Genomic DNA, 23,086 nt, shown 5'->3' with positions numbered 1-23,086 from the left:
AAAGATGAACATAGATAAAGAATTATTACAAAAGATTGCTCATTTGGCTCGTTTGGAAATGCCAGAATCTGCTGAAAAAGAAATGAGAGAATCGTTGGAGTCTGTACTAAACTGGATGTCGGAGCTAGATGAAATAGATACATCAAATGTAAAGCCGCTGACCCACATGAGTTTGGAAGTCAATGCTTTGCGTGAAGACAAAGTGGTTCAAAGCATCAGTCGTGAAGAAGGTTTAAAAAATGCTCCAAAACAAGACGGAGAATATTTTAGAGTTCCGAAAGTGATGGAATAGTGCCTTTACAGAAAAACTACAAAACTTGTTTGAGGTGGTTCTTCACGTTGATATAACATATTATATCAACGTGAAGAACCACCTCAAAGCGTTAAAAGCTAAGGTTTACTGATAAATGGGCTACCCTTTAAATAAAACCGATAAGGCAATTCAGCTCCTTGCGTAATGCCAATTCTAGTAGTTGTAATAATTTCAGCATTGGAATAATCGCTAATAGGAGGGAGCAATTTTAAATCATCGTCCAAAACATGCCAATCGTTCATGCCTTTATGAATGCCCATTGCCTGAACCAACTTCCCTGGGCCAGAACATAAATTCTTCAAAATAGTAGTATTACGCCTTGCCTCCATCAGTGGAATGCCTTCAATAGGCTCTAAAGCTCTTATCAAAACGGCTTCGCCTATATCTTTTTTGTTGGTGGTAATATTTACACAAAAGTGCATGCCATAAATTTGATATACATATACAGTACCCGGCACGCCAAACATGGGGGCATTACGAACACTTTTTTTTCGATAAGTATGACTCGCAGGGTCATCCTGTAAATATGCTTCGGTTTCTACAATAATTCCTGCGGTTAGCCCTTCTTCATTTTCATGCACTAAGCGATACCCCAAAAGACCTTTAGCAACTGTTAATGTATCTGATGTTAATAAAATCATTGTTTCTAAATGATATACGAATGATTATTTGTAAGTATTTAAAAATGAATAAATTATCACTAGCGAGGGACTTAAGTCCCTCGCTAGTGATAGGTTGAAATCTCTTATATAGTTGGGTTAGGGATAACATTTTAAACCTTATCCCTTACAAGAAAAGTACTTCTAAATGTACTTATTAATCCTAATACAGGGCCTACTGCCAAAATTAAGTAAACGTATTCATTCGTAATATATTTGGTCGCAAATTGTAAAATTTGTAAACTAACAATGGTAATAGCGAAACCAATACAGTTTACAATGGTAATGGAAGATGCTCTATATTCAGGATTGGTATTTTGTGAAATTAAGGCAGAAAATTGCGGTGAGTCACCAGCTACGCTCATTCCCCAAACCAACATGATAGTAATGAAGACAAAAGGGCTGACTTGTAAAAAAGAAACAGAAAAAAGACAACATATTAACGAAAGCAATAAGCAGTAAAAAGCTAATTTGGCACTCCCGAATTTAGCAGAAAACTCACCTGTCAATACACAGGCTATCAACCCAGAGGCAATAATTAAGAATGACCATAACGAAATATTAAAAGAATGGCTACTATGTTGGTTGTATTGCTGAATAATGATAGGTACATAAGCCCAAAAAGTATATACCTCAAACATGTGTCCGAAATAGCCAAATGAATAGGTTTTAAAGGAGGGATTTTTAAAAGATGCTACAATGCTTTTAGGGTTGAATTGCCCTGCTTTTTTACGAAAAGGACCATCTTTAATAAATAAAAACATTAATAAAGCCCCAAATGTAGCAATAATTGATGTTGCAATAATTACAGATTGCCAATGGATGCTAAGAGAGAAAAAAGCAATAAAATGTGGAAATGAAGTGCCCAATACCAAAGACCCTACTAAATATCCTAAGGCTCTTCCTAAACCTTTGTCATACCAATCTGCCATGATTTTCATCCCGACAGGATAGACACCAGCTAAGAAAAAGCCTACAACAAAACGAATGAAGAGCAATGTATTAAATCCAACAGGTATCCAGACAATCAACAAATTAAAGAACGCTGCTAAAAGGGTAGAAATAACAAATACCCTCACAGGCGAAAAGCGGTCGCTGATGGTTAAAATAGCATAGACTGCCGTACCAATTACAAAACCCAGTTGAACTGAGGAGGTCATGCTACTCAGAAAATTGGATGTGTCAGGATATAATTGATGTAAGTCTTTCAACACTGCATTGAGGGCAAACCATAAGGATGTCCCTGAGAACTGTGCGAAAATGACTACTGGAAGTAAATATTTTGGTTTCAATGTAAATAAATCTAAAGGGTTTCAATGACGGCATAGGCTCTGACAGGGAAAGTCCCCATCCCTTTTACTTTGGGAGGTGTTGCCGAAAATTTGAAAGAAGTATTGATTGGAATTTCGCCTAAATTACACAAATGTTCTACAATCAAGATTTCATTTTTGAGTAAAATACTATGTACTGGGCGAGCTTTTCCAGCTACATCATCGATATTATGAGAGTCGATACCGACTAATTTTACTCGTTGACTCACCAGATATTCAGCAGCATCAGCCGTTAAAAAAGGATTTCCACTATAATACTCATCTGTTTTCCATTTTTCATCCCAACGAGTATGTACCAAAACGGCTTTATTTGTTAAATCTAACCCTTCAAAAAATGATTTATCAATGCTCAGTTGTTCGTAGTAGGGAATACTTATCAATACAGCCTCTAATAAAGCTGTTTGTTCAATCAGGATTTGAGATAAATCTTTTCCATCCTCATATCGGTGGAAGGGCGTATCTAGGTAAGTACCCGTATTGGCTACCATTTCAATTTTTCCTATCTGAAAAGATGTTCCTTCTTCGTACCAACTTTTCGATTCTTCACGCGTCCAGAAATCACAAATAACAGGTGCAGGTAGACCTTTGTAAGTGACTACGCCCTCCTCAATAACATGGCTTAAATCGATAAATTTCATTTCTTTCTAGCTTTTATAATCGCAATAACTGCAATAATTACCCAGACTACATTCACAAAAACAGAAGGGTAGGCCTTATGTTCAAGGGTATTAATGATAAAACAGATGGCTCCAAAAAGATTAGCCAATTGGTAATTTATGGAGGTAGACGAAATCTTATTCAAAGCGTTTAAAGCAAATGCTCCGACGATAAGAATGGAACCAATCCAACCAATAATTTCAACAAAGATTAAGTACATCAATTTTAGGTTTTCACAAAGATACATTGATTTATGAAAGCAAGTAAATGATATGAGAATATATCATCACTGCTTTTTAGGGAGAATGATTATACAAATACTATGGTGTATACACACTGTTTAAACCTTCAATAAAACGTTATTAACTTTATATTAAGGTATGTTATTTTGTGAATAATGATAGTATAATTTTAGTGTTTTTGTCTTGATTAGGAGGAATAATTACCAGATGAAAACTAAGTTTTCCATAAAAATTACGACCTTTACCGAAATTTTAAAAAATAATTGATAAAATGGCACAAGCAAAGGCGGGCGATAAAGTAAACGTCCATTACACAGGAAGATTAACGGACGGAACTGTATTTGATAGTTCGGCGGGACGTGAAACTTTAGAGTTTGAATTAGGTACTGGCATGGTTATCCAAGGCTTTGATGAGGGTATCACTGGCATGACTATTGGCGAGAAAAAAACTGTTCATATCCCTGCTGAACAAGCTTATGGACCAGTGAATGCTGATTACTTAGCAGTATTCCCTAAAGCTGAACTTCCTGCTGATATTCCTTATGAAGTAGGAATGCAATTAAATATGCACCAAGATGGTTCTGGACAAGTAATGCCAGTAACAGTAGTTGAAGTAACAGATATAAGTATTACTTTAGATGCTAACCATCCTTTGGCTGGGAAAGATTTGATTTTTGATATTGAATTAGTATCAATTGGATAATAATCATTGCTTAAATGTGAAAGAGGTCATCAATAATTGATGACCTCTTTTATCGTAAAAAAATATCTACAAACTCTTCAAATGTCTTTCTAGCGTTTCTGAATCTTTGATTAATACTTCTCTTGCTTTAGACCCTTCAAATTGACCTACAATTCCTGCGGCTTCTAGTTGGTCAATTAATCTACCAGCACGGTTATATCCTAATTTTAATCTACGCTGAATTAAGGATGTTGAGCCTTGTTGATGCGTAACAATTAAGCGGGCAGCTTCATCAAAAAATTGATCACGATTACTTGGGTCAAAATCACTTTTTTCGTTACCACCGCCATCACTATCACCTTCAAATTCAGGTAACATATAGGCAGAATCATAACCTTGCTGATTGCCGATAAATTCACAGACATCTTCCACTTCTGGTGTATCTACAAAAGCACATTGTAAACGAATGATATCAGAGCCCATTGAAAGTAGCATATCTCCTTGTCCCACCAATTGTTCAGCTCCACCCGTATCTAAAATCGTTCTAGAGTCAATTTTTGACGTAACTTTAAACGAAAGACGAGCAGGAAAGTTTGCCTTGATAGTACCCGTAATTACGTTTACTGATGGACGTTGCGTCGCCACAACCAAGTGAATACCAATGGCACGGGCTAACTGGGCTAAACGAGCAATAGGTTGTTCTACATCTTTTCCTGCAGTCATCATTAAGTCGGCTAACTCATCAATAATTAAGACGATATAAGGCATGAAATAATGCCCTTTGTCTGGATTAAGCCTTCTGTTGACAAACTTCACGTTGTATTCTTTCAAATTTCTACAGCCTGCATCTTTCAAAAGGTTGTAGCGATTGTCCATTTCTATACAAAGTGAATTTAGCGTATGAACCACCTTTTTGGTATCTGTAATGATGGCTTCGGCAGCGTTTGGCAACATTGCCAAGAAATGTCGTTCAATTTTATTGAAAAGCGTTAATTCAACTTTCTTTGGGTCGACCAACACAAATTTTAATTGAGATGGATGCTTTTTGTATAGTAACGAAGTCAGAATCATATTCAACCCAACAGACTTTCCTTGTCCCGTAGCACCAGCCATCAGTAAGTGAGGCATTTTGGCTAAGTCGGTAATGAAAATATCATTGCTAATCGTTTTCCCTAACACAATAGGTAATTCGGCTGTTGATTTCTGGAATTTTTCAGAACCAATTACCATTTTTACAGGCACCATCTCACGGTTTTTATTAGGTACTTCAATACCAATCGTTCCTTTTCCTGGAATCGGAGCAATAATACGAATGCCTAATGCTGCCAATGACAAGGCAATATCATCTTCAAGGTTCTTGATTTTAGAAATCCTTACCCCAGCATCAGGGATAATTTCGTACAACGTAACGGTTGGGCCAATAGTAGCTTTGATAGAGGCAATGCCAATACCATAATTTGCCAATGTCTCCACAATTTTGTCTGAATTGGCTTTCAACTCTTCTTGCGAAACATTAGGCTTACCCATGTCGTACTCTTTCATTAAATCAAGTGTTGGGTACTTGTAATGAGGTAAGTCTAACATTGGGTCGTATAAACCAAATTTTTTCAATAATTCATCATTCACCGAATCATTTACTTCCAATACTGGCGTGTCTTCCTCAGTATCTTCAATGACTTCTGGCACATCCTCAATATTTTCAATGGTCAAAGCCACTGGTCCTTTTACAGTGTTTGCTTTTGGAATAGGCGTAATAGGGGTTTCGATGATAGGAGGAAGGTATGGACGAATATTAGCTTCGTCAAAATTGTCTTCTCGATTTACGACCAAATCATCTTCAGGTTCTTCTTCAGCTACTATCGTTTCAAAGTTTTCTCTAACTCTTTTGATATTCTTGGCGTCTGCAATATTATCTTTATCATCTTCTACTTTACTCACAACTGTGTCGTGTTCTTCATCAGTTGGTTTTGCTACCAAACTAGAGGTATCTACTTTGTAGTAATACACCACAAAAACAATTAGCACAAAAGTGATTACAAAAAAAGAAGCCCAGCCAATGAACCCATACATGTATTCATTGACAAAATATCCGATACCTCCGCAAAGGCTACTCCATTTTTCTTCTGCTTCTAACATAAAAACAAAAAAACCAAGGAAAGCACTTAGCCAAATCATATAGAATAATGATTGCCAAGTTAATTTCTCTAGCGGAATAATTTCTTTTTTAAAGGCAAGTTTATAGCCAGCAGTCAATAAAATAGGGACAAGCAAAAAGGCAGACCAACCGAACAGTCTAAAAATCAACAGATAAGCAAGCTTGGCTCCATATAAGCCAAATGGATTTTTAGGTTGTTTTTTTAAAGGCTCAATCGATGATTGAAGTGGGTCTTCTACTTCACTTTGGTCAGCATCGCCTGTAAAAAGATGTGATGAAAAGGAAAAAAACATAAATACTCCGAGGAGTATAAACAAGATGCCCAAAACGAAATGTAGTTGTTCGCTTTGGATTATTTTTTTTATATTAAAGTCAAACGAAATTTGCGGGGAAGGGTTTCGTTCTTTGGTTCTTTCTGTATTTTTTGGAATATTTCTTGCCATATTAAAATTGGTTCTCGGCGAGTTACAAATGGTTAAGTATTTGAGGATGGATAGTTTCGCTATTGAAGCTCAAATTTTCATAACCATTAGCCTTATGCCAAGTAACTGTATTATTCCAAAGTTCGCAATTTTGAGGTATTTTTTGCGAAAAAAATTAAAAATGTTATTTAAAATCCTGATTAACGCTTTTTAACCATGTATCTCTTCGTTAATTTTATTACTTCCTAAGCAATACTTTTTCGGTAACGATGCCTTTTCCCTCAGCAATTATTCTGATAAAATAAGTACCATTGCTATAATTACTTAAATCGAAAAATACATCTTCGTTCAAACTTGTACTATTTTTTCGAGAGAGCGTTCTGCCTGTAAAGTCGACGAGCTGATATTCTGCTAAATAATTATTTTTGATATAAACAAAATGATTGGTTGGGTTGGGATAAATAACCGCTGTTTTGCTTTCTTCGTTGCCCGTAACAGTAAATTTGGTAGTACCTTTCAAGAATTTTAAACCACCTGCATTGGTGCCAACGATAAAATCGGGAATAACGTCACCATCTAAATCACCTACTGCAATCGAAAGCATACCTCCTAATTTTAAATGGGTATGCTTTCCTGTAAATTCATCTAATACACCTGATGAATCCTCCTTAAAAAGGTCTTGGCTTTGTTCAATGATATTTTTGAAAACCTTGAATGTTCCATCTCTATTGCCCGTAATAAGCTCAACTTTTCCATCACCATTCAAATCAGCTACTGTCAATGATACATTTCCCGAAAGATAATCTGACGTAAGTCCACCCAGTTCGTCCTTTGTTAAAGTATACACTGGACTTGTACTACTTCCCGTATTTTTATAAAACTCAATTCTACCGCTACCTTTTCCGATTAATAAATCTTTTTTGCCGTCGTTGTCCAAATCAAAGAATAGGGGAGAGTCACCATTGGATAAATTATTGATTTTAGGAAGCGTAACTATTTCGGAAAGCTTTAATGAAAAAGCTTGGTTTCTGGCTGCCCTGTTTGGAATATACTGGATAGTCATGCCATTAAAAGTATTTGCAGTAAACCCAAAGTCATCCGTACCATCGCCATTCATATCAGTAACAAATGGTTTGATTTCGAATAATTGTTGCGATTTTGATAAATCCAGAAAGTCAGTTGTTTTCAGTTCAAAAGTATTGTTTCCTTTGTTTTCATAAAGGGTAATATTGGCTCTGTAGCCATTATCGCCACGGTTCCCTGCATTACCAACCAATAAATCTTTATCTCCGTCGCCATCAATATCAACCAAAACTGGGCTAGCGTTCTCTCCTAAATCTACCATGGTATTTTGTAGGAAATTAGCTTGTTGGAAGGTAAGGTTTAGGTTATTGTTTTGCCCATTATTTTTATAAAACCATGCTGCATTCTGATAATCTACTGTTTGGAGTGCATTATCATAGCCATTGGGTGCGGCAATAATGTCTTTTATGCCATCAAAATCTACATCTTCATAAAATATCGCAGGGAAAATAGAGAAGTCAATAGGTTTTAGATTGGGGAAGAAGTAATCTGCTTTCGTAAAAATGGTTTGATTGCTAGTACCATTATTACTCAAAGCAGCTACTCTATTCGCTGAGATGTGTCCATAAAGGGCATCCTTTAAACCATCTCCGTCTAAATCCAATACCAATAAAGCATTTCCTGAGTGTTCAACCTTTTGACCATTCGCTCCATTGTTTGTACTACCGCCCACAGGAACATTCGCCCCACAGTCTTGATTGAAGCGTGCATCATCAAAATGCTCTTTGAAGAAATTTCCCCAACAATCGCCTATTCTTTTGAATTCTAAATGATTATTATCTTTGTAGTTTTCCTGACTGAAATTTTTGTGGAAGAGGAAGAAATTACCAGATGAATCAAACGCTACGATATCATAATCGCCGTCGTTATCAATATCAACAATTGCTGGAATATCAGTTGAAGCCGTATATAAATTTATTTTACCCGAATAACCAGTGCTATACAATGGGTCGGTGATGAGTTCCCATGCTATTTTGTCGGTAGAAACATTTCTGTAAACTTTAATACCCGCAGGGGTATAAGTGAAAATATCTTTTTTGCCGTCAGAATCATAATCTACCAATAACATCCAATGTTGAATAGCTGGAAATGCTGTTTCGTATTCAGGGGCGTATTGCCAATAATATTTACCTGTGTTGTCTTTTTTAGCAAGAAAAGTGCTGAGTTTAGAAGAGGTTCTGTCGAAAACAACTAAGTCTTGAACACCATCATTATCTAAATTACATGTTGAAAATTGCGGAGCATTTAATCCACCCGCAAAGGTATTAGGTAAACTTTGTCCATTTTGGACTACTTTAAAACTATTATTGTATTGAAAGGTAAAATTTTGAGCAAAGCTTTTACCAAGATTTGACAGGAATAAAAGTAAAATTAATTTTTTCATGTAATATTTGTCGAAAAATCATGAATCTCGAATTTGAGACACATACATAACGAATAAAATAATGATTTCGCTTACTGAATTATATCAAAAGTATAAAGAATGTTCTAGTGTATCTACAGATACTCGTAAAATTGGAGAAGGCTCAATGTTTTTTGCTTTGAAAGGCCCTAATTTCAATGCTAATGCTTTTGCAGAACAAGCATTAGCCAAAGGAGCAAAATATGCAGTAGTGGATGATGCCCTTTATGTAAAAAACGAGCAATATCTTTTAGTAGAAGATGGGCTAAAAGCATTACAGCAATTGGCTAACTTTCATCGTAAGCAGCTCAATATTCCCTTTATTGGATTGACTGGCTCAAACGGGAAAACCACAACTAAAGAGTTAATAAATTGCGTTTTATCAAAAAAATATTGTACTTACGCCACATTAGGGAATTTGAATAACCACATTGGTGTTCCGCTAACCATTTTGGCAATTGATGAAACAATTGAAATTGCTATTATTGAAATGGGTGCCAATAAACAAGGAGATATAAAGGAATTAGTAGAAATTGCCGAACCCACTCATGGTTTTATTACTAACATCGGCAAAGCACATTTAGAAGGCTTTGGAGGAATGGAAGGCGTAAAGAAAGGCAAAGGTGAATTGTATGATTGGCTGAGTGCTAATAATGGCACAGTTTTCGTAAATGTGGCGTCTGAACCTACCTACGACATGATTCAGCACTATACGTTTAAAGAAACAATTGTTTATACTTCTAATAAAAACCCAACTTTTGAAAATGTCGTAAATATTCTCGAAGAAAGCCCCTTTGTGATTTTTGAAGATTTATCGGAGAATACCTATACGTCACACTTAACAGGCATTTATAATTTCCAAAATATTTGTGCAGCCATCAGAATCGGGCAATTTTTTAATATTGAAACTTCAATAGCTTGCCAAGCCGTTGCTGATTATGTTCCAAACAATAATCGCTCGCAATTTATTCAAAAAGGCACTAACATGGTTTTGATGGATGCTTATAATGCTAATCCTTCATCAATGTCGGCTGCTATTACTTATTTTAATGACCTGAAAGTGGGGAAAAAGATGGTGATTTTGGGTGATATGTTTGAACTTGGTGAAGAAGCAAGTGCAGAGCATGAAGCCATCGGAAAATTATTATTGGACTGTAACTTCGATTATATCCTTTTGGCAGGGCATTTAATGGAAAATGCAGTAAGAGTATTACCGATTATGAAAGTACATTATTTCCCAGATAAATTTGGTTTACACAATTGGTTACAGGACTATCCCGTTACTGATACTCATATCCTCGTAAAAGGTTCAAGAGGAATGGGCTTAGAAAGCGTCTTACAATTTCTAGGATAATCATTAGTAATGAAATATTTAGTGAAAATGTTGTATTATCTTTGACGGATTTTTAAAAACCACAACATTCTTTTAAAAATTTATCCATTTCATCATGAATAACTTATCAAGCGAAGAATTAACCCCAAAGCCCAATACAAATAATATTTTAAGGGCTGTATTAGCATTGGTAGTTTTGATTGCGGGTTGCTTAGCATACATGCTTTTTGAGTCTAAGGAAACGTCAGCCAACCAACAAGAGGTAATCAATACTAAAGTAATGGAACTGGCCGAAACCCGTGTAAAGCTAGATTCAATTACGACGCAATTGGAAGCTCAGATTGAAGAAGTTGAAAAACTAGGAGGGGATGTTTCTGAGTTACAGAAAGCTAAAGTCGCTTTAGAAAAAGATAAAAGTGAGTTAACTAAACGTTATGCTACTTTAGAGAACATCAAAGAAAATTATGCGGATAAGATAAAAAATTATGAGTCGATACTTACTGCTAAAGAAGCAGAATTAGTTCAGTTAAGAGACGAAAATTCAAGCCTGACTAACGAAAATTCTACGCTTAAAAACGAAAAAAATGGCTTGACGAAGAGCGTTGAAGAAGCGAGAGCTCAGAACAAAGAAGTATCTTCTATCAATAAGATTCTTACTGAAAAGGTTACTCGTGCGGCTGCACTCAGGGCAGAGTCTATCAAAGTAATCGGTATAACCGAAAAAGGCAAGGAGTTTGAAGACGACCGATATAAGTCTAAAAAATTGGGCAAAATCAAAATTGCAGTTCAATTGAATAGAAATGACCTTACCGAAAAAGGTAAAAAAACTGTTTTAATCAGGATTCTTGACCCTGATGGGTATACGCTTTTTGATGCAGATTTAGGGTCTGGAAATTTTGAATACAACGGACAAGACTTGGCTTTTACCATCAGAAGGGATATGACATTTGATAATGAAAATCTACATGCTGAATTTTATTTTGACCGTGGTGCACCTTATCGCCCAGGAAAATATACCGTTGAAGTCTTTACAGAAGGCTTTAAAATCGGAACAGGAGGTTTTGAAGTAAAATAAAAATAGAGAGGCTGGAAATACTTCCAGCCTCTTTTTCTTTAGAGGTCAACAGATAAGTTGTATGCTTTCTTTTTATCTTTCCAGTATAAAGTCATCTGGTTATTTTTGAATGAAACTACTTTGAATACATCATTTTTGATTCCCTTTGCTTTACCTGTTACATATACAAACCCATTTTCCTGATAAAAATCTTCCACCGTAAAGCTTTCAGGTAAAAAAGGATTCCCTTCTACATCTGTACTATTTATTCCTGCATAAAAGTTAGCGTTCACTGCAAAGGTTTTCTTGTTGTTTAGCGTAGCAGTGATGTCTTCTACCTTAGGTATGTTATTGCTATAAACAATGCCCGTAAGGGTAGTTTCAGTAGCTTTGCCAGCCTGAAAATAAGAACCAGCCTGATTGCCAACCGTGTTTTGGTCTAGCATATAAATTACATTTCCTCCTAACAATGCTGCTTGAATTTTTAGCTTTCTAAAAGCTCTTTCTTTCACGGTAGTAATGTTTGATAAGGTAGTAGTTCCCACCGCTTTTGCATATACTTCATCTAGTTTATAAAGTCCTTTGGTTTCAGATTCGAGGTGCGTTAAATTAACTTTATCAAAATCATGCGCATAATTTACTTCATTAAGCGCTAATGATTCTTTGAAAAGCTGTACTCTGCCTGAATTAAATCTGATTTTTTGGACATTATTTTTGTAGATAGAATTAACTAACGTTTCAGTAGGAAAGGAATACTTGATGTAATCAGGAGCGATTTCCTTTACTTCTGCAAGGATCAATCCTTCACTAGTAAAGATAGAATCTAAAGGAGTTTGTTGTGCTAGTGATGCATTGCTAATATATGCAATGACTAAAAGGCTTAAGATTTTTTTTAACATAGCTTTATTTTAATGATTCATATACAAGACAAACTAAAAACTTTTTCCCCTATTATTTATTGTATAAAAACTTTTTAATCAAGCATTTTACGTATTCTTTAAAATGTGTAATCAACTATTAGTGTTTAATTATGTAGATAATATTTCTTCTTATTTAATTTAAAAAGATATATTATCTAATTTTATCGAATAAGCAGATAAATCAAAAAAGTTCTTCTTAATCATTTTTAGAATCAAGCATAAAGATGTTAATTTTGTGTTATTCTAAGAAAAAGACTCGTAAAGAGTAAAAAACGAAATTTAAAACATAAGAAATAAATGTCAACTGGAACACAACAGTACGTGCCATACAAAGTAAAAGACATTGCTTTGGCAGAATGGGGTCGTAAAGAAATACGTTTGGCCGAAGCAGAAATGCCAGGTTTGATGGCACTTCGTGCAGAATACGGTGAAGCTCAACCTTTGAAAGGTGCTAGAATTGCAGGTTGTCTTCACATGACTATCCAAACGGCTGTATTAATTGAAACACTTACTGCGTTGGGTGCTGATGTTACTTGGTCATCATGTAATATTTTCTCTACACAAGACCACGCCGCTGCTGCTATTGCTGCTGCTGGTGTTCCTGTGTATGCTTGGAAAGGCATGAACGAAGAGGAATTCAACTGGTGTATTGAGCAAACACTTTTCTTCGGAGAAGACCGTCAACCTTTGAACATGATTTTGGATGATGGTGGTGACTTAACAAACATGGTATTTGATGAATATCCTGAATTGATTGACGGCATCAAAGGTTTGTCAGAAGAAACTACTACAGGTGTTCACCGTTTGTACGAGCGTTTGAAAAATGGTACTTTATATTTACCAGCTATCAACGTAAACGACTCTGTTACTAAGTCTAAATTTGATAACAAATACGGTTGTAAAGAATCATTAGTAGATGCTATCCGTCGTGCTACTGACTTAATGTTGGCTGGTAAAGTAGCGGTTGTAGCAGGTTATGGTGATGTAGGAAAAGGTTCTGCTGAATCTTTACGTGGTGCAGGTTGCCGTGTATTGGTTACTGAAATCGACCCAATCTGTGCTTTACAAGCTGCAATGGACGGTTTTGAGGTAGTACCAATGGACGAAGCGGCTACGCGTGCAAACATCTTTGTAACGGCTACTGGTAACTTACGTATCATTCGTGAGCGCCACTTCAAAGCGATGAAAGATAAAGCTATCGTTTGTAACATCGGTCACTTCGATAACGAAATCGATATGGCTTGGTTGAACGGAGCTTATGGAGATACTAAAGAGCAAATCAAACCACAAGTAGACTTATACAACATCGACGGTAAAGACGTAATTGTTTTGGCTGAAGGTCGTTTAGTAAACTTAGGTTGTGCAATGGGACACCCGTCATTTGTAATGTCTAACTCTTTCTGTAACCAAACATTGGCACAGTTAGAATTATGGACAAACACAGATAAATACGAGAAGAAATTATATATCCTTCCTAAACATTTGGATGAAAAAGTAGCTCGCCTACACTTATCACACATCGGTGTAAGACTAGAAACTTTGGAAGCTGAACAAGCAGAATATATCGGTGTAACTGTAGATGGACCATACAAAGCGGAACATTATCGTTATTAAAAATTTGGATTTGTTTTAAGATTAAAGCCTCCTCATCAGATTTTTCTGGTGGGGAGTTTTTTTTATTTTTTTGGCGAGAATGCTTTTCGAGATGTTATGCATTGCATCTCGAATGATAGTAAGGATATTAATCCCTCGCTTGGTATATTGTTTACTACTACATAGTTATATTAGGTATTCTTAAAACACAACCTATTTTAGGTCTACACTCAAAAGACTAAAGACCAGAGATTGGACATACAAAATTAGATTAAAAGATATGAAAGATATGGAAGAATTTATTAATAGGTGTTTATTAAACTCCTTTGTTGAAAGTTTTGGTATTTTTCACCAGATACTAACATTAGTATTTAGGACTAATGAAAGTAATGCAAAAGATTATAATTTATATTTTTTAGATGTGATTGTAGAGTCGAATATCAAAGACTTTGATAATTTAAGTAGTGATGAAAGAATTTTGTTAATCTTTCTGAAATTAAATTTAAAAACATTATCAAGTTTTAAGATTGAAGAGAATAATACACTTACACTTTACTTTAATGAGCTTTGGATAAAGCTTAGTGCAGGAAATGAGTATGAATTTTTACAAATTGGAATTGATTCAAATGAAAAGATAGATGTATTATTTGCTAATTCTGATGGTACTTGTACTATTATCGAAAGTGAAAATAAGTAAAATATTATCTAAATTTTTTTACTAAACTACTTTATTTAGGGTTATTACTTTTTCATGCTGTTCTTCCAATTAGAGCTGGTCATATTGTAGGAGGACATATTGAGCTAAAAACAATTGGAAATACACCAGGTAAATATCGCATTATCATGAAATTTCCACTTTTGTTGTTAGATTCATTGACAATTCTTACGTCAGCCAAGGTAAGTCATCTCGAAAGATAGATATTAATCTTTCTTTTTTAATCGAATTAGAATCCCTTTTATCTTTCTTCGACTTATTTTCCCTGAGATGTCTTTTAGAACATCAGAAAAGATAATCATTATTATCATAAGTGAAGATGAAAAGATATTAGAAAAGAACATTTTATCTTAAATTAGAGAATCAATTTTTCTATTTAGTTTTATATCAAAAAAAATAAAGTTTTTAAAGCTTGAACAAACAATCTAATGAAAATCTATATCTGCCTAATTTTACTCTCTTTTATTACTTTTCCTGTATTTTCTTCTCACCTTATAGGTGGAAACATTGAAGTTACTCAAGTAAATAACAAAGATTTAATTTATGATATCACCGTAACAATTTATACTGATTTAAACGCTGGCTTTAGAGCTTCTCTTGATCAGAGAGATGTTAGGATTTGTTTTGGAGATGGGAGCTCTGGAATTGCTCCTAGAGTCAATGGATATGGAGAGCAAATTACTAATAATGTTGGTAGAAGTATTTATAAAATTCAGCATAAATATGCTTTAAATCTTACTGCTTATCGTGTATATGTGGCTATTGGTAATAGAACACAGTCTATACTGAACATAAAAAACTCAATGGATGTGCCTTTCTATATTGAAACAATATTTAAATCAAATGTTATTAATTCAACGCCAACCCTTACTAATGACATAGGTGTTTTATATGCGAAAGTTAAACAAGTATTTATTTATAATCCAAAGGCAATTGATGCAGAAGGCGATAGTTTAGCTTACCGTTTAACAATGGCAAGATATTGTTTTTCAGATGATTGTAAGACTTTTGGTGCCCCTATTGAAAGCTTTAAACAACCCAATGAAGTAAACGAAGTAGGAACATTTAAAATCAATGAACTTACTGGCGATTTAACTTGGAATGCTCCCACTCAAATAGGCATGTATGTTTGTTCTTTTATTGTTGAAGAATGGAGAAAAGGGGTCAATATAAGTCAGACCATAAGAGATATGCAAATTGAAGTAAAAGATGAAGCAGGACAAATCGCTATTATTCCGCCTTATGAAGCTGTTGGAAAATTATCAGATATTAGTGAATTATCTAATCAATCTTTGATTTTATCTACTGAAAATGAAGTGTTTCCAGCTATTGAACTCAAGGTTTATCCAAATCCAAGTGCGGAAGTATTTACAGCAGAAGTCATTGATAATTTACCTTCAAAAGTAGTTTTTCAGCTTTTTGATAATGTAGGGAAGCTTTTGCAAGAATTTAAGCAAAATGATTTACAACAGAAACATAGTCAAGAATTTAATGTAGAAGGATTACCCGAACAAGTGCTGATATTAAAAGTAAATAATGGTAAGCACTCTATTACTAAAAAGGTTTTTAAAAAATAAATTACTCAGTACTTATAACTATCGAAATAAGGATTAATACCCCGTTAATGATTTTAATTAAAATATTCGCCATTGTTGGTATTGTTCACAAGACGTGCGTCAGCAAATCATCAATTATGCATTTTGTCATATTTGGGAGGTCATCTCTAAATACAGATGGTAATAATTTAACCTTTCTTTTTCCGTCGGATTGTAAATCCTTTTATCTTTACTTAGACTTGGCATTCCGAAATGTCTTTCAGAAAATTAAGAAGAACAAGTTTACAACACGATAATAAACAGAAAATGAAAAAAGTAACAGGCATTGGGGGCATTTTTTTCAAATGCAAAGACCCTAAGAAAATGAGAGAGTGGTATAACACTCACCTTGGTTTAAACACGAATGATTATGGCGCAACTTTTGAGTGGAAAGAAGAATCAGACGCTACTAAAAATGGTTCTACACAATGGAGCCCATTTGCCGAAACAACAAAATATTTTGAACCTTCTACAAAAGACTTTATGATTAATTATAGAGTAGCTGATTTGGAAGCACTCGTTGAAGAACTAAAAAAAGAAGGTGTAACAATTCTTGATAGCATAGAAACTTATGATTACGGTAAGTTTGTCCACATTCTTGACATGGAAGGAAATAAAATAGAACTATGGGAGCCTATTGATTAGGACTGTAGACAAAATATAAACTTAAGGATTTAGGTTCTAGCTTTATAATTTATGTTTTAATCTAAAGTCATTCTCAATTTTTCTCAATTGAGGTGCTTATACAAATCCATCCATCTATGTTCCTTGTAAAGTACTTTAAATTCAGGTTGTTTCTTTAATTGGGCCTTGCTTAGCGCTTGTCGTTGGTATAACAAATTCAAAAAATCAAGGGCAATATCTTTATATTGCTGTTCATTATTTTGTGATGATATCTTTGCAAATATAATAGCAGCGTTATAGTTGTCTTTGTTGGACATACCACCCAAAACAGTTGAAGCAGTGTTGTAGTAATTGTAAGTTTTTTGAAAATCACTTTTGGTATAAAAATAATTAGCACTATCTATAAGTTGTTTGGTATAAGCTAAATCGGTAGAATCGTTTGTATGTGCTTGTGTTGCCGTTAGGTTATTGTATTCAAAGCCATAGGTCAAGCTATATATGCTAAGAGGTAACAAACCAATTTCTTTTCTTCTTTTATCAACAATATCTTCATTGATGATAGGTCTAAAACTAGAGGCTTTACCATTATTTACCCAATTGACCTGAGTGCCATAAAGTTGTTTGAAATTGAGATTACATTGAACCCTGTCGTACAGAAAAGCATAATGTTCTAAATTAATTTCATTAGACTTTTTAAGCTTATTCATAGCATTAAGTGCCTTTTGTTGGAAGATAACATCTCCATCAGCGTGTTGAACCATGAGCCAAAAATTATTTTGTCCATCCTTACCTATTTCTGAAAGTTTTGGCCAACCATATTTATTAATAATGGCTTTTGCTTGTACTAAATTGGTAGAGTCTGTTTTATGAATTGCTTGATTAACAAGTTTTCTTTGATTTTTATCTTTTGTTTGTATTCTTTTATACCTAAGTTTTTGGTCATTAATTGCTATTAAATTGATTTGTTTCCGCAAAGCGGGTAATTTTAAAGTTTTTTCATATTCTTTCTCTTTCAGTAAAGCTTGCTGTTTTATTATTTCCCATTTATTGGGTGCAGTGTTTTTTAAATAATCAAAATAATAATCTTCTGCTAACCAATCTGCTTCTGTCCAACCAGTATTCAACGCTAACTCCAAATAAAAAAAGGCTTTATTCGCATTACTATCTAATGAATATACGCCTGCTAATTTGTATGCTGTCAAGGCATCGGGCTGTTCTAATTTAAACGCTTTTTCGTAAGTAATAATAGCTTTTTTATAATCTTTTTGAAGATGCAATAGTCCAGCTTCAGCTAATAAAGTTTGATATAAGGTATTATTTGATTGACCTTTTACGCTGTTAATTAAAAATAATATCGAAAAGAGACTTAGCAGTTGTTTCATTGGTATTCAGATTTATATTTTCGGAATATACTTCTCTTTTGAATTAAAGATATTTTAAAAAGACGACACAAGAAATATCAAAAATATAAATCTAAAGATTTTTCATATTTGTAAGTATAAAAAAATGGAATTATTAATTATCTCTATAACAATTGTTTAATTTTTGCTTTTGTTGGAGTTTACTAAAGAGTTGATTACTCCAACATAAAAGTATATTACGTAACTTGCCAAATATCAAGATGGTTTGTTGCTGCCGCTCATTTCGTTGTGGAGATAATTCCAACCAAGGCGTAGAATAAAAACAGATGTAAATCGACTTAATATAAACCCATATGAACAAACACATTTGTACAAAACTAGCTTTTGGAATATTTACGATTGTAGGATTAATAATAAACTCCTTTGGGCAAGTTAACTCAAAGCCAACCATATCATTTACTTTTGATGATGGTTCAATTGATGATATAGGAGCATATAAGTTAGAGGTCTGGAATCAACTATTGCTTGATAATTTAAAAAAACATAAACTGAAAGCAATTCTATTTTCGGCAGGAGGCAATAAATCAACTGCTAAGGGTAAATATGTATTATCTTCTTGGAATAATGCTGGGCATCTCATCGCTAATCATACCATTTCTCATCCAAATTTCAATAGTAAAAACGTTAGCCTCGAAAGTTTTAAGCTTGAACTCACTCAAAATGATGCAATCATCAATAAGTACTCAAATTACTTACCTTATTTTAGGTTTCCTTATCTGAAAGAAGGCAATACGCCAGAAAAGGTTGATGGCTTTAGGAAATTCTTGAAAGAAAAAGGCTATAAAAATGGACACGTAACAATTGATGCTTCTGATTGGTATGTTGATAGTCGATTGGTTAAACGACTTAAAGAAAATCCTAAGGCTGATATTGTTGGATTTAGAGAGTTTTATAAAGAACACCTCTTTAACAGAGCCGTATTTTATGATTCGTTATCTTATCAGATGACTAATAGGCATATCAATCATGTGATACTATTACACCATAATTTAGCAGGCGCCTTATTTTTGGGCGACCTAATTCAACATTTTAAAGATAAAGGTTGGGAGGTAATTGATGCAGACAAAGCCTATCAAGACACGATTTTTGAAGTGGATGTTGACAATATTCCAGCAGGAGAGAGTTTGATTTGGGCATTAGCAAAAAAATCAGGGAAATTCAATAATGTACTAAGGTATCCTGCCGAAGATGGAGATTACGAAAAACCATTAATGGATAAATTAGGACTTTGATAAAATCAGCTAATCAAGTAGCTATCTAAACTAAAAGCGTTGTAAGTATGATACTCACAACGCTTTTAGTTTAAAAATTTAAATATCTGCTAAATTATAATCTAGCTAATAATTCAGCTTTTTTGGCTGAGAATTCTTCTTCTGTTAAAACACCTTTTTTAAGAAGATCTGCCAAACGATCAATCTTATTGAAGATATCATGGTCTTCTGATGTGGCAATTGGAGGAATTGATGCAGTTGAATCTTTTGTCTCACTCTTTTGTGGTGCTGACTTTTCTTGCGATTGTTCAGTTGCCGCAGAAGTTTTTTCTTTTTTAGCGATGTCCACTCCAGCAATCAGTGGTAGATTCGATATGTCAACTTTCCCTAACTGACTCGTGAATGCAACAGAAAAATCTTTACCTTGTTGTTGAGATACACCAGATATTTGATGATTTAAGGTATCGTAAATCGATAGTTTCCCATTAATTTCAATCGCCAACCTATTGACAGGTGAAGGGAAAAACGCATATTTGATATTATTTTGCGAACCTGATGATGATGGTGAACCTAAGTCTGCGGGCCACCAGTTCCCTGAAGTTGAAAAACTATTAGTCACCGTTTGTGAATCGTCAGTGGCTGTTTCTGAATCAAATAAGGGTACATCTTTATCTAAAATCAGGTTTGCTAAATCCTGACAAAGATTTTGTACGGTATTTTTTAATTTGTTGTTGAATATATCACCAACCATTGTCATGCCCCCACGCATCCATTGTGCACTTCCCCCCAATTCACCAATATTAAATTGAGCCATATTCCCACCACCATTTACAACGGCTTGCAACACGGATAGTACAGTATCCTGACTAAGTTCATAACGTGATGCAATTGAATCAATATGTTGTTTGCCTTCTGGCGTAAGTTTTTTTATCGTGTTATTCATAATATTTGAGTAAGTATACTATAAGTATACTATTTAACCTATGTGTTTAATCATTATTTACTAGTTATCAAAAAAACGTGCAAGTGTGTATTTTACTTGATTTTTGTTGAAATGAGTAGCATAAACTACAATAATGAGTATTAATAACTACAAGGAAAAACAGTTTTCCGCCTTTTTGACATTATTGGAGTTTATTGCTTGGACGTCCAATCCAAGCCAGAGGCTTGAGCCAGTATTTTTTTTTACGCCTCTCACTTATCAGTTTTAGATGCTGATTCCTGCAATTCTTTGATTATTTTACTGTCCTTTGATGTTTCAATAGGGGCATTATAGTATTTCCAAAAATCAGGGTTAAATGGATTTGCTTGTCCTTCTACATTCTTGTTAATATTCATCCGCTGACCTATTGCTGTGTCAATATTATCTTTCACCACATTATTTACAAATAACTCCTTGACAAAGGATTGTCTAATGATAATTTCATTGGTCATTTTGTTGAACAGGTTGTATGAATCTTCCTCACGTTGGTACTTTAAATACATTTTATCATCTAATTTCTGAAATTCAAAGGTCATACCAAAAGATGTTTCTTGCAGTCCGTATGGATCGGGCAGATTAAGAAATCTCCTGTAAAACGCTCCATTGACCATTTGCATTTTTAACTCAAGTTTTAGAATCGAAAAGTCATCGCTGTCTATATACATAACAGTTGACACACGTGGGTTTTTGGTTCCTGATATTTTATAGGCGGTTTGTTTATTATAAGTTAAAACGCTATCAATCACAAACTTCCATCCTTTGATTCCTATAGGGCCAAAGCGGTGTTTTACATAGTTGTCTTCCATCAAGTCGATAATCGAATTTTGCCTGTCATACTTTCCGTTAATTGGATGCCGTTTATTATAGCTTCTCCTTACTTCAATTATTTCTACGTCTTCATAGCCAGGATTATAATCTTTGTACCTGAATCTTAATGCCGCTTCAAGTAATTCCACGGGTTTGTCGTTTTCTCTTTGCATATCACGGAAAAAACCTTCCAAGATAAAGGGTTTCATTGGATAGTTTTCAGGAATCTTTGCAACGGCTTTTTTTACAATGTCTTTTCCTGTCAGTGCCTTTTTGGGAGCCTGCACAGTTATTTCATTCAGCAGTGTAGTGCTTTGTTTCAATGCTATCACAGTTTCCTGTTGTGTCATAATGCTCACGATAGCCTTGAAGTGGTCGTAGCCAATGGCTGATATTATCAGCGTGTCTTTGCTAAATTGGGAGGGCACATGAAACAAAAATTTTCCTTCATCGTTAGTAGCTGTCCCAAACGATTTACCTTTAATAAAAATCGAAGCAAAAGGAACAGGTTCTTTTGACTTATTATCAATAACCTTACCTGTTATTGAAATGAAGCTTTCTTGAGCGTATGTGTTAATTGTCAGAGTAAGGGCAAACAATAGAAGTATTCTCATGATAAGTTAAGAGTTGAGGGTTTAAAGTCTATGAGTTTCCGCCTTCCGCCTTCGTTAGAACTCCAACTAGTGCGAAAATCTAAAAATCAATTCTTTTGGTTATATGAGATATAGTTTTCCCATTGCCAAGGTGTAAAAATATCACCAATAGCATAGCTCAGTAGCTCTTTAAAAATACTTTCTCCATTATCATTATTTGTCATAATAATGATGGCAATTTTTTTGTCAGGAAAACATACAGAATAATGCCCCCAGCCGTCATCGTGTCCTTCTTTAAAGAATGCTTTTCCATAAGGCGTAGAGAACACCCCAACACCTAATCCGTACCCTAATTGTATATTATCGTTTTGGGTACTGTCAACTTTTGAGAAAGGACCAAATTGACTTTTAGATTTAATACGAACCTGTAAAGCCGTCATTTCTTGAAAGCTTTGCTTCGTCAAATTTTTACGATTGATTAAGGCTGTATAAAATTTTGTAAAATCTGCTAAAGTAGTACTCATAGACCCTCCAGCACTTGCCTCTTTCCATTTCATTAACTCATAAGGTTCTCCTTTATCGTTGTGTCCATAACAAATATTTTGGTCGAAGCGACTTTGCCAAACCTGACTTGTATTTGCCATTTCAAAAGGTATAAAAACTTTTTCTTTTGAAATCGTTTCGTAGTCTTTCCCCGTTACTTGCTCTATCACAAATTGTAATAAATACAATCCTTCCCCCGAATAACTATAACGTGTCCCTGGCTCAAATTGTATTTTTAGTTTTTTATCTGCTTCAAACCAACGCCAATTTGGAAAACCCGTTGTATGGGTCAGACACATTCTGGCGGTTATTTTTTTATAACGTTCATCATTTTTTATGTCTTGATACCCTCGTTTCCAACCAATAATTTTGTAGTCTGGCAGTGGCTTTGCAAGGTATTCTACCAAAGGTTTATCAAGGTCGATTGTTTTTTCTTGTACAAACTGCATGACAATATACGCAAAGACCATTTTTGCCAATGAAGCACCATACATGACAGATGTTGTTTGTAAGGGTATGTCTTTTTGAACATTTGCTTTTCCAAATGTCTGGCTAAAAGCAGGTTTGTTATTGTTGAAAACCGAAACAGCTACACCAGAAACATTGGCGACTGACATCAAATGTTCAATCTTTGTCTGTAAACTATCTACACTAGTTTTTGAGCCATCAATTCTTTTTATCTGCTGTCCGAATGATATGATAACAGTGAAGAAAAATAGGATAGTTAATAGAGGTTTGAGGTTCATATG

Annotated in this window: 20 protein-coding genes; 9 read left to right on the top strand and 11 right to left on the bottom strand. The window is 34.5% G+C overall.

What is annotated here, in order from left to right; genetic code table 11:
* Positions 1-4 precede the first annotated feature (4 nt).
* Positions 5-292, top strand: coding sequence for an Asp-tRNA(Asn)/Glu-tRNA(Gln) amidotransferase subunit GatC (gene gatC, locus AC07N0_RS12635; RefSeq protein WP_492802852.1), 288 nt, complete (start codon positions 5-7; stop codon positions 290-292).
* A 98-nt stretch (positions 293-390) separates the two neighbouring features.
* Here gatC and AC07N0_RS12630 read toward each other — a convergent pair whose 3' ends face one another.
* The 4 genes from AC07N0_RS12630 to AC07N0_RS12615 all read right to left on the bottom strand — a co-directional run bounded on the left by AC07N0_RS12630 (position 391) and on the right by AC07N0_RS12615 (position 3,180).
* On the bottom strand, positions 391-954 hold the full coding sequence (locus AC07N0_RS12630; protein WP_494589442.1) for a DNA-3-methyladenine glycosylase: 564 nt from the start codon (positions 952-954) through the stop codon (positions 391-393).
* Positions 955-1,085: 131 nt separating this feature from the next.
* Positions 1,086-2,264, bottom strand: coding sequence for an MFS transporter (locus tag AC07N0_RS12625; protein ID WP_494589441.1), 1,179 nt, complete (start codon positions 2,262-2,264; stop codon positions 1,086-1,088).
* Between the two features lie 11 nt (positions 2,265-2,275).
* Positions 2,276-2,941, bottom strand: coding sequence for a cyclase family protein (locus AC07N0_RS12620; protein ID WP_494589440.1), 666 nt, complete (start codon positions 2,939-2,941; stop codon positions 2,276-2,278).
* Entirely contained in the window at positions 2,938-3,180 is a 243-nt protein-coding gene (locus AC07N0_RS12615; RefSeq protein WP_309923085.1) for a CBU_0592 family membrane protein, read from the bottom strand. Before AC07N0_RS12615 ends, AC07N0_RS12620 begins: the two co-directional genes overlap by 4 nt.
* Positions 3,181-3,473: 293 nt before the next feature.
* Between AC07N0_RS12615 and AC07N0_RS12610 the strand changes: the two genes are divergently transcribed.
* Positions 3,474-3,905 carry an FKBP-type peptidyl-prolyl cis-trans isomerase gene (locus AC07N0_RS12610; protein WP_492802861.1) on the top strand — a complete coding sequence of 144 codons (432 nt, stop codon included), beginning with the start codon at positions 3,474-3,476 and terminating at the stop codon, positions 3,903-3,905.
* Between the two features lie 66 nt (positions 3,906-3,971).
* Here the strand turns inward: AC07N0_RS12610 and AC07N0_RS12605 are convergent, their stop codons facing one another.
* Positions 3,972-6,482 carry an FtsK/SpoIIIE family DNA translocase gene (locus AC07N0_RS12605; RefSeq protein ID WP_494589439.1) on the bottom strand — a complete coding sequence of 837 codons (2,511 nt, stop codon included), beginning with the start codon at positions 6,480-6,482 and terminating at the stop codon, positions 3,972-3,974.
* Positions 6,483-6,699: 217 nt separating this feature from the next.
* Positions 6,700-8,928: an FG-GAP-like repeat-containing protein gene (locus AC07N0_RS12600; protein ID WP_494589438.1), complete on the bottom strand. Its 2,229-nt coding sequence runs from the start codon at positions 8,926-8,928 to the stop codon at positions 6,700-6,702.
* A 61-nt stretch (positions 8,929-8,989) separates the two neighbouring features.
* Between AC07N0_RS12600 and AC07N0_RS12595 the strand changes: the two genes are divergently transcribed.
* Positions 8,990-10,300, top strand: coding sequence for a UDP-N-acetylmuramoyl-tripeptide--D-alanyl-D-alanine ligase (locus AC07N0_RS12595; protein ID WP_494589437.1), 1,311 nt, complete (start codon positions 8,990-8,992; stop codon positions 10,298-10,300).
* A 94-nt stretch (positions 10,301-10,394) separates the two neighbouring features.
* On the top strand, positions 10,395-11,354 hold the full coding sequence (locus tag AC07N0_RS12590) for a DUF8428 domain-containing protein (protein WP_494589436.1): 960 nt from the start codon (positions 10,395-10,397) through the stop codon (positions 11,352-11,354).
* A 38-nt stretch (positions 11,355-11,392) separates the two neighbouring features.
* Here AC07N0_RS12590 and AC07N0_RS12585 read toward each other — a convergent pair whose 3' ends face one another.
* Positions 11,393-12,232 (bottom strand): hypothetical protein, encoded by an 840-nt coding sequence (locus tag AC07N0_RS12585; RefSeq protein WP_494589435.1) that lies wholly within the window; start codon positions 12,230-12,232, stop codon positions 11,393-11,395.
* Between the two features lie 318 nt (positions 12,233-12,550).
* Here AC07N0_RS12585 and ahcY point away from each other — a divergent pair, with 318 nt between their 5' ends.
* From ahcY to AC07N0_RS12565, 4 genes are all read left to right on the top strand, one after another.
* Positions 12,551-13,867, top strand: a complete 1,317-nt coding sequence (ahcY, locus tag AC07N0_RS12580; protein WP_492802872.1) for an adenosylhomocysteinase — start codon at positions 12,551-12,553, stop codon at positions 13,865-13,867.
* 259 nt (positions 13,868-14,126) lie between these two features.
* The gene (locus tag AC07N0_RS12575; RefSeq protein WP_494589434.1) at positions 14,127-14,543 is read left to right on the top strand and encodes a hypothetical protein; all 417 of its coding nucleotides are present in this window, start codon (positions 14,127-14,129) and stop codon (positions 14,541-14,543) included.
* Positions 14,544-14,989: 446 nt separating this feature from the next.
* Positions 14,990-16,138: a T9SS type A sorting domain-containing protein gene (locus AC07N0_RS12570; protein WP_494589433.1), complete on the top strand. Its 1,149-nt coding sequence runs from the start codon at positions 14,990-14,992 to the stop codon at positions 16,136-16,138.
* A 231-nt stretch (positions 16,139-16,369) separates the two neighbouring features.
* Positions 16,370-16,801, top strand: coding sequence for a VOC family protein (locus tag AC07N0_RS12565; RefSeq protein ID WP_494589432.1), 432 nt, complete (start codon positions 16,370-16,372; stop codon positions 16,799-16,801).
* Between the two features lie 83 nt (positions 16,802-16,884).
* On the opposite strand, the gene AC07N0_RS12560 is transcribed toward AC07N0_RS12565, so the two are convergent.
* Positions 16,885-18,162, bottom strand: coding sequence for a DUF6624 domain-containing protein (locus AC07N0_RS12560; protein ID WP_494589431.1), 1,278 nt, complete (start codon positions 18,160-18,162; stop codon positions 16,885-16,887).
* Between the two features lie 332 nt (positions 18,163-18,494).
* Here AC07N0_RS12560 and AC07N0_RS12555 point away from each other — a divergent pair, with 332 nt between their 5' ends.
* Complete coding sequence (locus AC07N0_RS12555; RefSeq protein ID WP_494589430.1) at positions 18,495-19,433, top strand: polysaccharide deacetylase family protein; 939 nt, start codon at positions 18,495-18,497, stop codon at positions 19,431-19,433.
* Between the two features lie 94 nt (positions 19,434-19,527).
* On the opposite strand, the gene AC07N0_RS12550 is transcribed toward AC07N0_RS12555, so the two are convergent.
* The 3 genes from AC07N0_RS12550 to AC07N0_RS12540 all read right to left on the bottom strand — a co-directional run bounded on the left by AC07N0_RS12550 (position 19,528) and on the right by AC07N0_RS12540 (position 23,083).
* Complete coding sequence (locus AC07N0_RS12550) at positions 19,528-20,355, bottom strand: SHOCT domain-containing protein (protein ID WP_494589429.1); 828 nt, start codon at positions 20,353-20,355, stop codon at positions 19,528-19,530.
* A 251-nt stretch (positions 20,356-20,606) separates the two neighbouring features.
* The gene (locus AC07N0_RS12545) at positions 20,607-21,815 is read right to left on the bottom strand and encodes a carboxypeptidase-like regulatory domain-containing protein (RefSeq protein ID WP_494589428.1); all 1,209 of its coding nucleotides are present in this window, start codon (positions 21,813-21,815) and stop codon (positions 20,607-20,609) included.
* Between the two features lie 86 nt (positions 21,816-21,901).
* Positions 21,902-23,083, bottom strand: a complete 1,182-nt coding sequence (locus tag AC07N0_RS12540) for a serine hydrolase domain-containing protein (protein ID WP_494589427.1) — start codon at positions 23,081-23,083, stop codon at positions 21,902-21,904.
* Positions 23,084-23,086: the final 3 nt, after the last annotated feature.

This window comes from Arcicella sp. GW821-FHT09D11 (genome assembly GCF_059416265.1).
This window is presented reverse-complemented; position numbering and strand designations above follow the sequence as displayed.

Bases quoted from the DNA above. Each gene is read 5' to 3' on its own strand.
- AC07N0_RS12630 (WP_494589442.1), bottom strand. From the start codon at position 954: ATGATTTTATTAACATCAGATACATTAACAGTTGCTAAAGGTCTTTTG.
- AC07N0_RS12610 (WP_492802861.1), top strand. From the start codon at position 3,474: ATGGCACAAGCAAAGGCGGGCGATAAAGTAAACGTCCATTACACAGGA.
- AC07N0_RS12565 (WP_494589432.1), top strand. From the start codon at position 16,370: ATGTCTTTCAGAAAATTAAGAAGAACAAGTTTACAACACGATAATAAA.
- AC07N0_RS12545 (WP_494589428.1), bottom strand. From the start codon at position 21,815: ATGAGAATACTTCTATTGTTTGCCCTTACTCTGACAATTAACACATAC.
- AC07N0_RS12560 (WP_494589431.1), bottom strand. From the start codon at position 18,162: ATGAAACAACTGCTAAGTCTCTTTTCGATATTATTTTTAATTAACAGC.
- ahcY (WP_492802872.1), top strand. From the start codon at position 12,551: ATGTCAACTGGAACACAACAGTACGTGCCATACAAAGTAAAAGACATT.
- AC07N0_RS12590 (WP_494589436.1), top strand. From the start codon at position 10,395: ATGAATAACTTATCAAGCGAAGAATTAACCCCAAAGCCCAATACAAAT.
- AC07N0_RS12540 (WP_494589427.1), bottom strand. From the start codon at position 23,083: ATGAACCTCAAACCTCTATTAACTATCCTATTTTTCTTCACTGTTATC.
- AC07N0_RS12575 (WP_494589434.1), top strand. From the start codon at position 14,127: ATGAAAGATATGGAAGAATTTATTAATAGGTGTTTATTAAACTCCTTT.
- AC07N0_RS12585 (WP_494589435.1), bottom strand. From the start codon at position 12,232: ATGTTAAAAAAAATCTTAAGCCTTTTAGTCATTGCATATATTAGCAAT.
- gatC (WP_492802852.1), top strand. From the start codon at position 5: ATGAACATAGATAAAGAATTATTACAAAAGATTGCTCATTTGGCTCGT.
- AC07N0_RS12570 (WP_494589433.1), top strand. From the start codon at position 14,990: ATGAAAATCTATATCTGCCTAATTTTACTCTCTTTTATTACTTTTCCT.
- AC07N0_RS12555 (WP_494589430.1), top strand. From the start codon at position 18,495: ATGAACAAACACATTTGTACAAAACTAGCTTTTGGAATATTTACGATT.
- AC07N0_RS12620 (WP_494589440.1), bottom strand. From the start codon at position 2,941: ATGAAATTTATCGATTTAAGCCATGTTATTGAGGAGGGCGTAGTCACT.
- AC07N0_RS12595 (WP_494589437.1), top strand. From the start codon at position 8,990: ATGATTTCGCTTACTGAATTATATCAAAAGTATAAAGAATGTTCTAGT.
- AC07N0_RS12615 (WP_309923085.1), bottom strand. From the start codon at position 3,180: ATGTACTTAATCTTTGTTGAAATTATTGGTTGGATTGGTTCCATTCTT.
- AC07N0_RS12600 (WP_494589438.1), bottom strand. From the start codon at position 8,928: ATGAAAAAATTAATTTTACTTTTATTCCTGTCAAATCTTGGTAAAAGC.
- AC07N0_RS12550 (WP_494589429.1), bottom strand. From the start codon at position 20,355: ATGAATAACACGATAAAAAAACTTACGCCAGAAGGCAAACAACATATT.
- AC07N0_RS12605 (WP_494589439.1), bottom strand. From the start codon at position 6,482: ATGGCAAGAAATATTCCAAAAAATACAGAAAGAACCAAAGAACGAAAC.